The sequence below is a fragment of the Labilithrix sp. genome (genome assembly GCA_019637155.1).
GTDB lineage: Bacteria > Myxococcota_A > Polyangia > Polyangiales > Polyangiaceae > Labilithrix.
Map to the genome: position 1 here is coordinate 262,856 of JAHBWE010000003.1, position 12,172 is coordinate 275,027.

The 12,172-nt window shown below is 72.9% G+C and carries 12 protein-coding genes and 1 CRISPR repeat array (1 of these 13 only partly in view); of the genes, 11 read left to right on the top strand and 1 reads right to left on the bottom strand.

All coding sequences use genetic code 11. The features are described from left to right. Positions 1-25: 25 nt before the first annotated feature. The 11 genes from KF837_07495 to genX are packed head-to-tail and all read left to right on the top strand — an operon-like array spanning position 26 to position 10,771. On the top strand, positions 26-2,980 hold the full coding sequence (locus tag KF837_07495) for a hypothetical protein (GenBank protein ID MBX3227139.1): 2,955 nt from the start codon (positions 26-28) through the stop codon (positions 2,978-2,980). Beyond that, entirely contained in the window at positions 2,977-3,336 is a 360-nt protein-coding gene (locus KF837_07500) for a hypothetical protein (GenBank protein ID MBX3227140.1), read from the top strand. Before KF837_07495 ends, KF837_07500 begins: the two co-directional genes overlap by 4 nt. 9 nt (positions 3,337-3,345) lie before the next feature. Continuing rightward, complete coding sequence (locus KF837_07505; GenBank protein ID MBX3227141.1) at positions 3,346-3,855, top strand: biotin/lipoyl-binding protein; 510 nt, start codon at positions 3,346-3,348, stop codon at positions 3,853-3,855. A gap of 9 nt (positions 3,856-3,864) precedes the next feature. Continuing rightward, positions 3,865-4,863 carry a pyridoxal-phosphate dependent enzyme gene (locus tag KF837_07510; GenBank protein ID MBX3227142.1) on the top strand — a complete coding sequence of 333 codons (999 nt, stop codon included), beginning with the start codon at positions 3,865-3,867 and terminating at the stop codon, positions 4,861-4,863. Next, the gene (locus tag KF837_07515; GenBank protein ID MBX3227143.1) at positions 4,860-5,678 is read left to right on the top strand and encodes a CPBP family intramembrane metalloprotease; all 819 of its coding nucleotides are present in this window, start codon (positions 4,860-4,862) and stop codon (positions 5,676-5,678) included. The genes KF837_07510 and KF837_07515 overlap by 4 nt, the downstream gene beginning before the upstream one ends. A 13-nt stretch (positions 5,679-5,691) precedes the next feature. Beyond that, positions 5,692-7,749 (top strand): tetratricopeptide repeat protein, encoded by a 2,058-nt coding sequence (locus KF837_07520; protein ID MBX3227144.1) that lies wholly within the window; start codon positions 5,692-5,694, stop codon positions 7,747-7,749. Further along, positions 7,749-8,414: a CDP-diacylglycerol--glycerol-3-phosphate 3-phosphatidyltransferase gene (gene pgsA, locus KF837_07525; GenBank protein MBX3227145.1), complete on the top strand. Its 666-nt coding sequence runs from the start codon at positions 7,749-7,751 to the stop codon at positions 8,412-8,414. Before KF837_07520 ends, pgsA begins: the two co-directional genes overlap by 1 nt. Before the next feature lie 29 nt (positions 8,415-8,443). After that, positions 8,444-8,767 (top strand): hypothetical protein, encoded by a 324-nt coding sequence (locus KF837_07530; GenBank protein MBX3227146.1) that lies wholly within the window; start codon positions 8,444-8,446, stop codon positions 8,765-8,767. Next, a complete protein-coding gene (locus KF837_07535; GenBank protein MBX3227147.1) occupies positions 8,764-9,024 on the top strand; it encodes a flagellar biosynthetic protein FliQ in 261 nt (86 codons plus the stop codon). Before KF837_07530 ends, KF837_07535 begins: the two co-directional genes overlap by 4 nt. A 47-nt stretch (positions 9,025-9,071) precedes the next feature. After that, complete coding sequence (locus KF837_07540; GenBank protein MBX3227148.1) at positions 9,072-9,737, top strand: TetR/AcrR family transcriptional regulator; 666 nt, start codon at positions 9,072-9,074, stop codon at positions 9,735-9,737. Next, a complete protein-coding gene (gene genX, locus KF837_07545) occupies positions 9,650-10,771 on the top strand; it encodes an EF-P lysine aminoacylase GenX (GenBank protein ID MBX3227149.1) in 1,122 nt (373 codons plus the stop codon). The genes KF837_07540 and genX overlap by 88 nt, the downstream gene beginning before the upstream one ends. Here the strand turns inward: genX and KF837_07550 are convergent. Then, on the bottom strand, positions 10,745-11,023 hold the full coding sequence (locus tag KF837_07550) for a hypothetical protein (GenBank protein ID MBX3227150.1): 279 nt from the start codon (positions 11,021-11,023) through the stop codon (positions 10,745-10,747). The two genes, genX and KF837_07550, sit on opposite strands and share 27 nt — an antisense overlap. 86 nt (positions 11,024-11,109) lie before the next feature. Beyond that, a CRISPR array of direct repeats spans positions 11,110-12,172; the repeat unit is 36 nt; unit sequence GCTTCAACGGAGCCGCGCCGGCGCGGAGATGGAGAG; it runs 5,605 nt beyond the window's last position.

The following is a 12,172-nucleotide window of genomic DNA, read 5'->3' on the forward strand; positions in this document are numbered from 1 at the left end:
TCTGGGGCCCCTCTTGCTCGCTCTCGTGTTGCTCGCTCTCGTGGTCGCGTGCTCGGTGGACGTTGCGCCGATCGGGCTGCGCGCGACGCCGGGGGGGAGTGGGCCGGTCGTGCGGTTCGACGTGCCGCGGGACTTGCCGCTGCCGAACGACGTCGCGACCGTCGCGGATCCGACGAGCCGCACCGGGAAGCGGCCGAGCCCGCCGCTCGACGGCGCGACGGCGATGGAGCGGCGGCTCCGCGCCGATCTCGCGGCGCTCGAGGGGTGGGGGCTCTCCTCTTCCATCAGCGTCGGGTTCGAGCGCAGCCCGACGACGGACGTGCGCGATCCGGCGATCGACGTCGACGCGGTCTTCACGCGGATGGCGACCGACGAGCACGATCCCGCGAACGATCCGATCTACGTCGTGAACCTCTCGACCGGGATCCCCGCGCTGCTCGACGTCGGCGCCGGCTACTCGCCGCTCACGGTCCGCGATCCGTGGCGCTACGGACCCGGCGATCGCAAGGCGAGCGAGTCGAACCTGATCTTCGAGACGGTCGAGGAGGGCGCCGGCCTCCCCTTCTTCGCGTACGAGCCGCGCCTCGATCGCGACTTCGACGGCGTGCTCGATCACCCGAACGTCCACGACTGGTACGAGCGCGAGACCGACACGCTCCTGCTCCGACCGATCGTGCCGCTCGCGGAGATGACGGAGTACGCCGTCGTCCTGACCGATCGGCTGCGCGCGAAGGACGGGCAGCCGGTGCGCTCGCCGTTCGAGGCGATCCATCATCCCACCCAGCGCGCCGGCGTCGCGCGCCTCCTGGACTGGCTCACCGACAACCGCCTCGCGAGCTACTACGGCGACATCGCCGGGACCGGCCTCGAGCACGTCACGTTCGTGTGGACGTTCACGACCCAGCCCGCAGAGGACGACCTCCGTCTCCTCCGCGAAGGCCTCGCCGGAAACGGTCCGCTCGGGAACCTCTCGCGCGTGACCCCCGCCGCGATCGAGGGCACGCGCGACGTCGATCGCACGTGCGCGGGGCCGCTCTTGAAGCAGGCGCTCGGCCTCGACGACGCCAGCGTCGCGGCGGTGAACGCGTCGCTCGAGCACGCCGGACGCATCGTCGCGGGATCGTTCCGCTCGCCCTACCTCCTCGGCGATCCCGCCGCGCCCGATCCCGACGCGCGCTTTCAAATCGACCTGAAGAGCGGCGCCGGCGACGTGCGCTCCGACGACGTGCAGTTCGTGCTCGTCCTTCCGAAGTCGTCCGCGACGCGCGCGGCGCCGTTCCCGGTCGTGGTCTGGGGCCACGACGTCGGGCACCACGCGGAGGACGCGCTCCTCTACGGCGGCGACTACGCGCGTCAGGGCGTCGCGTTCCTCGCGTACAACCTGCCGGGCCGCGGCCTCGTCCTCGACGACGCGGCGAAGGGCGCGCTCGCGGCGAGCTGCACCGACGGGCTCCTCGGCGGCCGCGCGCGCGGCGCCGACCTCGGCGGCTGGTGGACCGGTCACGTCGCGCACGATCGCGACGTGCTCCGCCAGGGCGCGGTCGACGGGCTCAACGTCGTGCGCTTGCTCCGCGCCGGCGCCTTCCCCGACGTCGGCGGCGAGGCCGCGCCGATCTTCGTCGCGGGGATGGGGCTCGGCGCGATCACGAGCACGCTCGTCGGCGCGGCCGATCCGGGCGTGCGCGCGACGGCGTCGATCGCGGGCGGGGGCGGGCTCGTCGCCGACGTCGCGCTCCGCTCCGCCGCGACGTCGAACGCGGAGGTCCTCGGCCCGTGGGTCTTCGCCGTCCCCGCCGGCGAGCGCGCCGACTCGCGCTGCCGCGATCCTCAGCGCACGGTCCGTGTCGCCGCGTCCGGACGCGAGCTCGAGATCGCGTGCCTCGAGCCGGCGGAGCTCGGACCCGATCGCACGATCGTCGTCACGAACGTCACCGCGAGCCAGCTCCGCTGCGCGCGGAGCGATCGCGACGGACGGTTCTCGATCGCGATCCCGACCTCGATCGGCGATCGCCTCGACGTGCAGGTCTACGACGGCCCCGACGCGGTCGGGTCCTACGCGCGCTGCAACCCGAAGGAGGGCGCGCCGATCGGCCGGCGCATCCAGAGCGTCGAGCCCAACACCGAGTCGGCGCTCGTCGCTCCTTCGAACGGGCTCGGCATCCGCCGCCAGTCGCCCGCGCTGCGGCGCTTCCGCGATCTCGCGCAGGCGGTGATCGATCCCGCCGATCCGGCCGTCGTCGCGGCGCGGTTCGGCGCGGAGGGGCGCGCGCTCCTCGTCACCGCGACGATCGGCGACGCGGAGTTCCCGGTGTCGGCGCAGCACGCGCTCGCGCGGGCCGCCGGCGCGCTGCCGTTCATGCCGCCGGCGTCGGTCGAGCGCCTCCCCGCCTACGCGGACCACGCGGCGCCGCGCGATCTCTACGAGCGCCTGGGCCGCCGCGCGCCGATGCGATGGCTCGTCGACACCGGCACGACGGAGGGGATCGCGCGCTTCGGCAAGACGCGCGCGGGCGCGGAGTGCCGCGCGAACTCGACGTGCGCGGGCGCGCCCGCGATCGACCCGTACGCGTGCGCGACCGCGCTCTTCGATCCCGACTGGACGAGCGAGGGCGTGCTCCCGTTCGAGCAGCCGCACCCCGACGTGCCGCTCCGCCTCGCGCGGATCGCGGGCCGGCGCACGACCGACGCGAGCACGCTCGCCGCGACGTGGGAGCCGCGCCTCCGCGGCGTGCCGTTCGCGCCGGACGCGGCGGGGTGGAACGCGTCGCAGCCATTGCTCGCGCTGTTCCACGGGTACACCGCGCCGGAGGGCGCGCACGGCTGGATCGCGGGCGACGCCTGCCGCGCGTGGGACCACACCACCTACCGGAACGCGCTCCTCGCGCGGTTCTTCGCGACGAACGGGATCGATCTCCGGTACCTCAGCCACCCGAACACGCACGGCTGCCTCGCGGTCGGCAGCTGCGACTTCTTCGAGTGATCCGCCTCGCGCTCGAGATCGCGCGCGCCCTCTCCGTCGCTCGCGCGGCGGAGCGGCTTCGCCTTCACGCCGGCCCCGCCGAGGCGGTCGCGACGCAACGGAGGCGCGGCGCGCGACGACGGCGCCGGAGCGCGCGTGGGCGGCGGCGGCTTCGGCGCGCGATCACGATGGTCGACGCGCGCTGGCCCGGCGGCGGCAACTGCTTCCGCCGCGTCCTCATCGAGCTCGCGCTGGACGCGGGGGCGGCGCGCGAGCGGCTCGTGTTCGGGCTCGACGTCGGACGGACGGGGCACGTCGCCTTCGAGGGCACCGAGGACGTGACCTTCGACGTCGCATTCGTCCTCGGCCCCGAGTAGGTTTGGCTCATGCGCTATTACGTGACCCTCGATCCCGCCGCGAAGGAGCCCGTCCTCGTCGACGTGAACGAGCTGCCGACGGGACAGATCGAGGTGCGCCTCGGCGATCGGCCGGTCGCGGTCGACGTCGTCCCGCTCGAGGGCGCGCTCTCGGTCCGCGTCGGCGGCCGCGTCGTGGACCTCACGGTGGAGGGATCGCCGCCGGAGATCGGCGCGGTCGCGAGCGGGCATCGCTCGTACGTGCGGGTCGAGAGCGAGCGGCAGCGCGCGGCAGCGCTCGCGAAGAAGGCGGGCGGCGGCGCGAGCGAGAAGGTCGTGAAGTCGCCGATGCCGGGGCGCGTCGTCCGCATCCTCGTCCAGAGAGACGCCGAGGTCGCGGCCGGGCAGACGCTCTGCGTGATCGAGGCGATGAAGATGGAGAACGAGGTGAAGGCGAAGGCGGCCTGCAAGGTCGTCGACGTGCACGCGACCGAAGGCGCGACGGTGGAGAACGGCGCCAAGCTCTTCACGCTGGGCTGATCGAAGGCCATGCCGCGTCGTCTCTACCTCGCGCACCTGCCGACGCCGATCGAACGACGACCCGCGCTCGACGAGATCGTCGGGGCGAAGGTCTGGGTGAAGCGCGACGACGCGACCGGCGGCGCGGAGGCGGGCAACAAGATCCGGAAGCTCGAGCTCCTCCTCGCCGACGCGCTCGACGAGAAGGCCGAGCTCGTCATCACCTGCGGCGGGCTCCAGTCGAACCACGCGCGCGCGACCGCGCTCTCGTGCGCGCGCCTCGGCCTCCGCTGCGTGCTCTACCTCCGCGTCGCGGACCCCGCCGCCGCGCGCGCGCGCCTCGACGCGACCGGCAACGTGCTGCTCGATCGCCTCGCCGGCGCCGAGCTCGTGTTCATCACGCCGGACGAGTACCGGCAGCGCGACGCGATCATGCACGCCGCACAGCGCGAGCTCGCGTCGGAGCAGGTCGCCGCCTACGTCGTGCCGGAGGGCGGCTCGAACGGGCTCGGCGCGCTCGGCTACGTCGAGGCGATGCGCGAGGTGCGGGCGCAGATCGACCTCGGTCTCGCGCCGCGCTTCGACGCCGTCGCGCACGCGTGCGGATCGGGCGGCACCGCGGCCGGGGTCGCGCTCGGGGCGCGGGCGTTCGACGTCGCGGACCGCGCGTGGGCCTTCGCGGTGTGCGACGACGCGATGTACTTCAAGCGGCGCATCGAGGCGATCATCGGCGAGGCGCGCGGCTGGGACTCGTCGCTCCCGGCGAAGACGGGCCTCGTCGTCGACGACGCGGCGAAGGGCCCCGCCTACGCGGTGATGGACGACGAGCAGAAGCGCTTCCTCACGCTGATCGCGAAGCGCACCGGCTTCGTCTTCGATCCGGTCTACACCGGCAAGGCGATCTGGGGCCTCGCGCGGGCCGTTTCGCGCGGCGACGTCGCCGCCGGCGCGAACGTGCTCTTCCTTCACACCGGCGGTCTGCCCGGGCTCCTCGCGCAGGGCGGCGAGCTCGAGGACGCTCTCGCGTGAGCGACGACGACAAGGACGACGACGCGCCGCGACCGCGTGGCCTGTCCGTGCTCGCGTGGGGGCTCGGGCTCTACGGCGCGTGCCGCGTGCTCCAGATCTTCCTCGAGGCGCAGGCGACGGCGGCGGCGGTCGGGCAAGCCGTGCTCGTCGAGTGGGGCACCTCGCGCCTCGGCGTCGTGTGGACGCCTCACGACCGAAAGGCGAGCTTGCCCGACGGAGTGCGGCGCGGCATGTTCGGCGCGCTCGCCGGCTTCGCGATCGCGGGCGTGCTCCTCGGCGTGCTCGTCGTCTCGGGCGGCGCGAAGCTCGAGGCGGTGTCGAGCGCGTCGGTCTCCGTCCTCGTCATCGGCCTCGTCACGGCGGGGCTCTACGCCTGGCGCGACGAGCTCCTCTTCCACGGCGTGACGCTCCGCGCGCTCGGGATGTTCGAGCCCGGCGATCGCGCGAGCGCGCAGGACCTCTTCCGCGTCGTCGCGTGCGGCGTGACCTCCGCCGGCGCCGCGCTCGGGCGGAGCGACGCGTCGGCGCGGAGCGTCGTCGTCGCGGCGCTCCTCGGCGTCGCGTTCGGCGCGCTGTGGACGCGCGACCGCGGGGCGTGGATGCCGTGGGGCGCGCACATGGCGTTCCGCTTCGCGACCGACACGCTCGTCGCCGGAGGCGTCGTGCAGGTGCGCCTCGCGTCGAGCGCGTGGGCCGGAGGTGACTCCGGGCTTTTCGGGGGAACCGCTGCGGCTGTCGCGCTCGTGCCGGTCGCGACGGTGGCCATCGCCCTGACAATGCGGGGAATCTCGCCCGATCCGGCCCGGGTCGGCTAGCATCGTCCCCGGAATGCGTTCGAGCCAGAGCCCGCCGTTTCCCTACGGCGATTTCGGCGACGATCCGCCGCACGAGTCGCGGCGGCTGACGCCTTCCATCGGGCTCCTCCACGACTCGGACCAGCCGAACGACTCGTCGAACGAGGACTTCCTCTTCCACCTCTATCGCGGGAGCGAGCTCCTCCAGGACAACCGCGTCCACGAGGCGAAGGAGGAGCTCGAGCGCGCGCTCCACCTCCAGCCGCGCGACTCGAAGGGGCAGGACCTCATCGCGGTCGTGTACTTCCGGCTCGGGCTCTATCCGCGCGCGATCCAGATCTACGAGGCGCTCCGCCGCCGGAACGCGAACGACACGTCGCTGCTCCTGAACCTGGCGCTCTGCTACTTGAAGACGGGCCAGCCGCAGCTCGCGCGCCGCGACCTCGAGCAGCTCCTCTCGCTGAACCCCGGTCACTCGCGCGCGTGGGGCTACCTCGGGCTCGCGTGCGAGCGCCTCGGCGATCTCGCGCAGGCCGAGCGCGCGTTCGAGCAGGGCGGCCACGCGCAGATGGCGAAGCGCATGGCGGCGCGACGCGAGGAGGCGATCGGGCACGCGCCGCCCGCGGCGCCGACCGCGACGGGCTCCGCGCCGAGCTCGCCGCGGCAGGAGATCCGCGACGTCGCGGGCGCGGCGTACCAGGAGCTCGACGCGGGGGAGCTCTCGTTCGCGCTCGCGGAGCCGACGAGCGACAAGGACATCGACGATCCCGCGGCCGCGAGCTGGCGCCCGCACGAGCTCGGCACGACGTCCACGATCTCGCAGAAGCCCGAGACGCAGAAGCCGGACACGAAGGACGGACCGCCCGCGCCGGCCGCGCCCGCGGTCCCGCAGCTCGGACGCGGCGCGCAGCAGTTCAACCGCCGGCCCACGCTCATCGCGCCGGTCGGCGCGCCGCCGGCGTACGGCTTCCTCGCGAACGAGCTCGCGTCGCTCGAGCGTATCCCTTCGCAGAAGCCGCCGTCGTTCGGGCTCGACGACGCGGGCTCGCTCCCGCCCGTACCGTCGCTGCGCCGTCCGGTCGTCGCGGTGCCGAGCCCGTTCGGTCCCGCGAAGTCGCACGAGCAGCAGGTCGCCGACGACGCCGCGCGCACGCGCACGCTCGCGCCGCCGCTCGGCCACGGCAGCGCGCCGCCGCAAGGTCCGGGCAGCCGGCCGCCGGAGGAGCCCGCCGCCGACGACTGGGAGCCGCGCCCGCAGGTCACCGCGCCGCCGCCGCAACAACACGAAGAGCCCGCCGTGACGCGCGCGGTGGTCGGGCCCTCCGGGCCGCCGCCGCAGACGCCGCTCGGTATCGGTCCTCCAGCGCCGGAGGAGCCGCCGGCGCCCGTCGAGGCGCCGGCGCCCAAGTCGCTCAGCATGAAGCCGGAGACGACGCGGAGCTCCGGCAGCGTCGCGCCGATGTCGATCGAGCCGCGTCAGGCGCGCACGGTCGTCTTCCCCACCGACGGCGTGGTCCTCCATCCGTCGGGCCTCGCGCTCGCGCGGACGACGCCGGAGGTCGGCTTCGTCGCGCGGCTCGAGGCGTTCCGCGCGCAGCAGACGGGGCTCAAGATGGCGCTGCTCGAGCGGCACGTGAAGGGCAAGCCGAACGGCGAGTCGTTCGGCGGCGTCGCGAGCCCGATGGTGCACGTCACCGGCGAGGGGGAGCTCGTGCTCGGGGCGCGGCCGGGCCGCAAGCTGCACGCGTACCCGATCGACGAGATGTGCTTCGCGCGCGAGGACGTGCTCCTCGGCTTCGGCGGCGGGACCGTCGACGTCGCGTTCGAGAACGGCCGCCTCACCACCGGCGAGGGCGAGCACCTCCCCGTCGTCCAGCTGCGCGGCAACGGCGCGGTCCTCATCGAGGCGATCGGCGACGTCGTCGCGCTCGCGGTCCACAGCGAGCGATCGCTCAGCGTGCGCCGCGAGGCGATCCTCGGTTGGTTCGGGCGCCTCGTCCCGCGCGCGGTCGCGCCGAGCGACGCGCCCTGCGGCCAGCGCGGCCTCGTCAGCTTCGCCGGCGAAGGCCGCGTTCTCCTCGCGGGGGCCTGATGGCAGGGCTCCCTCCCGAGGTGCGAAAGGAGCGACGCAAGTCGCTCCGAGAGGACACCTTCAACCTGCCGAACGCGCTGACGATGCTGCGCGTCGCGGCGATCCCGCTCTGCCTGTGGTTCCTCGATCAAGACACGCCGCGCTCGGGCTTCTGGGCGTCGATGATCTTCACCGCGGCCGGCATCACCGACGTCCTCGACGGCTACCTCGCGCGGAAGCTCAACCTCGTGAGCGTGTTCGGCAAGCTCGTCGATCCGCTCGCCGACAAGCTCATCGTGATGGCGACGCTCGTGTGGATGGTGAAGATGGACCGCATCGCGCCGTGGGCGGTGGTCATCCTCCTCGCGCGCGAGCTCAGCGTGCAGGCGCTCCGCAGCGTCGCCGCGAGCGAGGGCGTCATCATCTCCGCGGGGCAGGAGGGCAAGACGAAGACGGCGCTCCAGGTCGTCGGCATCATCGTGCTCCTCTACGGCAACCCGGCGCACCTCTCGTACCTCGGCATCGATCTCGGCGTCGTCGACCTCGCGCGCGTCGGCCGCGTCCTCATCTATCTCTCGCTCGTGTGGTCGCTCTCGAGCATGGCGCAATACATCGGCCTGTTCTCGGACACGGTCGAGAAGAAGGACGAGAAGCTCCGGTCCGACGAATCGTCGTCCTCGTTGTAATCCGCGTCTCGCCGTGCGATTCAAGGCGCGTGAAACGCTCGCTGGTCTTCCTCGCCGTCGCGATCATCGCCGCCTTCGCCGCGTGCTCGAACCAGGGCGAAGGTGAGGTCTGCAACATCGAGAACGACAACGCCGACTGCAAGACGGACGAGGGCCTCGTCTGCTACCCGTTCAACCAGCTCAACAACGTGAGCTCGGATCGCTGCTGCCCGGCCGACCGCTCGCGCGCGACGCACCCGGCGTGCGTGACGGCGATCGCGGTGGGCGGCATCACGGACGCGCAGGCGCCGGCCGACACGGGGCCTGCTCCTTCGGAGACTCCGGACGGCGGAGCGGAGACGGACGCGCAGTGAACCCGAGCGTGCTCGTCGAGCAGGCGCAGAACGCGCTGGTGCTCTCGGTCGCGGTGGCGCTGCCGATCCTCGGCGTCGCGGCGATCGTCGGCCTGCTCGTCGCGGCGTTCCAGGCGGCGTCGCAGATCCAGGACCCGACGATCGCGCATCTGCCGCGGCTCCTCGCGGTCGTCGCGGCGCTCGTGATCCTCGGGCCGTGGATGGGCAGCCAGATCGGCGCATTCGCCGAGCGCATGCTGCTCATGGCCGCGCGCTGACGCTCCGCGTTGACCCCACCGGCGGCGTTTGATACTCGCAAACGCGAATGAGTGAATCCTCACTCAGTTTGCGACCGAAGCGGAAGACCGGCGCGTCATCGCGCGCATCGCGCGGGAAAAAGGCGGCGCCGCGGCGCTCCGGCGACAAGCGATCGCGCATCCTCGAGGCGGCGATCAAGGTCTTCGCGCGGAACGGCTTCCACGCGACGCGCGTGAGCGAGGTCGCGAAGGCGGCCGGCGTCGCGGACGGCACGATCTATCTGTACTTCGACTCGAAGGAGAGCCTGCTCGTCTCGCTGTTCGAGGACCGCATCGAGAGGCTCCTCACGTTCATGAAGGAGGAGCTGCCGAAGCAGCCCGACGCGCCGGCGCGCCTCCGCGCGGTGATCGACATGCAGCTCGGTCTGCTCGAGGGCGAGCGCGATCTCGCGGAGGTCATCACCGTGATCCTGCGCCAGTCGACGCGCCTGCTGAAGGAGTTCGCGGCGCCGCGCTTCACCGCGTACATCGACGGCATCGCGCGCATCGTGGCGGAGGGCCAGGCGTCGGGCGCGTTCCGGCAGGACGTCTCGCCCCACGTCGCGGCGCGCGCGGTCTTCGGCGCGCTCGACGGCATCACGCTCACGTGGGCGCTCGGCCGCGCGGAGGCCGGCGCGCTCGCGCGAGCGTCGGGCCAGCTCGCCGACATCCTGCTCCGCGGCCTCGCGCCTTGAGTAGCTCGCGGGGCTCGCGGGACTCGACGCCGGAGCGGGGCGAGGCGGGCTCGCGGGGCGAGGCGGGCTCACGGGGCGAGACGGACTCGCGGGGCGAGGCGGGCTCGCGGGGCGAGGCGGGCTCGACGCCGGAGCGGTTGCGTGCGCGGGCGCGCGCGCTCGCGTCGGCGCGCGCGTTCTTCGAGTCGCGCGGCTACGTCGAGGTCGAGACGCCGATCGCGGTCCCGTCCCCCGGCCTCGACCTGCACCTCGACGCGTTCGCGCTCTCGCCCGGCGACCGCTTCCTCTCGACGTCGCCGGAGTACCAGATGAAGCGGCTCCTCGCGGCGGGCGCGGGGCGCATCTTCCAGATCACGCGCGCGTTTCGAGCCGGCGAGCGCGGCGAGCGGCACAACCCGGAGTTCACGATCCTCGAGTTCTACCGCCCGAACGCCGGCATCGACGCGGTGATGCGCGACACGGAGCAGCTCGTCGCGCGCATCACCGGCGGCGCGGTCACGCTCGACGGCCGCACGATCGATCTGCGTCCGCCGTTCCTCCGTCTCCCGCTCGCCGACGCGTTCGAGCGGTACGCCGGCGTGGCGCGCGACGAGATGCTGCGCCTCGCGAGCGAGGACGAGGACACGTTCTTCGAGAAGCTCGCCTTCGAGGTCGAGCCCGGCCTCGCCGCGCTCGATCGCGGCGTCTTCGTCGTCGACTACCCGGCGTCGCAGGCCTCGCTCGCGCGCAAGCGCGGGGAGGACCCACGCTTCGCGGAGCGCTTCGAGCTCTACGTCGCGGGGGTCGAGCTATGCAACGGCTTCGGCGAGCTCGTCGACCCGATCGAGCAGCGCGCGCGCTTCGAGCACGACCAGGCGCTGCGGCGCGCGAGGGGCAAGCCGGTATACCCGATCGACGAGCGCTTCCTCGCCGCCCTCACGGCGGGCATGCCAGACTCCGGCGGCAACGCCCTCGGCCTCGACCGCCTCATCGCCCTGACGTGCGGCACACGCACGATCGCCGAGGTCCTAGCGTTCCCCGACACCGAGCTGTAACGGAGCGCCCGCGACGGTCGCGAGCAACCTGTCCCCCAGCACGCACATCTCCAGCGCGACGAACGCGCGTGGGCGCAGACACCGTGCGAGCTCGCCCGATTCCGCGACCGAGACGATGTCGCCGTGCGCGCCGCGCTCCGCCTGCTCGCGTAGAACCATCATCAGGGCAAGAACGTCGACGCCGCATTGCTCGAGCGCGCATCGCTCCTCGAAAACGCCTCGAGTATCTCCACCACCGGAGCGATCGCGCACACACCGTCCATACGGAGTGGCCGAGCGAACGAAGACTGCAAGGCTGGTCGTGAGAGGTACTTCAAACAGGCCCACCGGCTGCGGTCGCTTCAACGGAGCCGCGCCGGCGCGGAGATGGAGAGCGCCGCGGGCGCGAGCCCCGAGGGCGTCGCGCTCTACGCTTCAACGGAGCCGCGCCGGCGCGGAGATGGAGAGTCCGCTGAACGACGTCCTTGAACGCACCCGCCAGAAGGCTTCAACGGAGCCGCGCCGGCGCGGAGATGGAGAGCGCCGCGCGGTCCTTCGGCGTGCATGACACGAGGAGTGCGCTTCAACGGAGCCGCGCCGGCGCGGAGATGGAGAGATTGTGCAGAGCGCAGAGGTGATAGCTGCGCTCGTGCGGCTTCAACGGAGCCGCGCCGGCGCGGAGATGGAGAGGACGACGAGCATGCCTGCGTAGCTCACGACGTCGCGAGCGCTTCAACGGAGCCGCGCCGGCGCGGAGATGGAGAGACCGCGCTCTTCCAGCCACCGGCTTCGGATCGCGCGTAGCTTCAACGGAGCCGCGCCGGCGCGGAGATGGAGAGTTCGCGCGGCGCCGATCCAATTTCGCGCGCCGCGCGTCGCTTCAACGGAGCCGCGCCGGCGCGGAGATGGAGAGGCGGCGTTGATCTGCGCCTGCCCCGAGATGTCCGCCGCTTCAACGGAGCCGCGCCGGCGCGGAGATGGAGAGTCGGGAGTGAGCGAGCCGACCCCGCATGTCGGTAACGGGCTTCAACGGAGCCGCGCCGGCGCGGAGATGGAGAGCTCTACCCGCACACTGCAACATCTGACCGTCCGTCGCGCTTCAACGGAGCCGCGCCGGCGCGGAGATGGAGAGAGCGCGACAACCGCCTTGGGGCCGCGCCAGGGGCCCAGCTTCAACGGAGCCGCGCCGGCGCGGAGATGGAGAGGTCGACAACAACCTCGCCGATCTCTACGGGCAGCGGCAGCTTCAACGGAGCCGCGCCGGCGCGGAGATGGAGAGTACCGACCTTCGTTCGCGAAGGTCGTGAGCTGTCCGGAGCTTCAACGGAGCCGCGCCGGCGCGGAGATGGAGAGGCCCGGTCGACGGCGCGCGCGTCAGCTTGCCAGCGACGCTTCAACGGAGCCGCGCCGGCGCGGAGATGG

What these genes read in the sequence shown, in the direction of transcription:
- KF837_07520 (MBX3227144.1), top strand. Translation starts at nt 5,692, where the DNA reads ATGCGTTCGAGCCAGAGCCCGCCGTTTCCCTACGGCGATTTCGGCGAC.
- KF837_07510 (MBX3227142.1), top strand. Translation starts at nt 3,865, where the DNA reads ATGCCGCGTCGTCTCTACCTCGCGCACCTGCCGACGCCGATCGAACGA.
- pgsA (MBX3227145.1), top strand. Translation starts at nt 7,749, where the DNA reads ATGGCAGGGCTCCCTCCCGAGGTGCGAAAGGAGCGACGCAAGTCGCTC.
- KF837_07505 (MBX3227141.1), top strand. Translation starts at nt 3,346, where the DNA reads ATGCGCTATTACGTGACCCTCGATCCCGCCGCGAAGGAGCCCGTCCTC.
- KF837_07540 (MBX3227148.1), top strand. Translation starts at nt 9,072, where the DNA reads ATGAGTGAATCCTCACTCAGTTTGCGACCGAAGCGGAAGACCGGCGCG.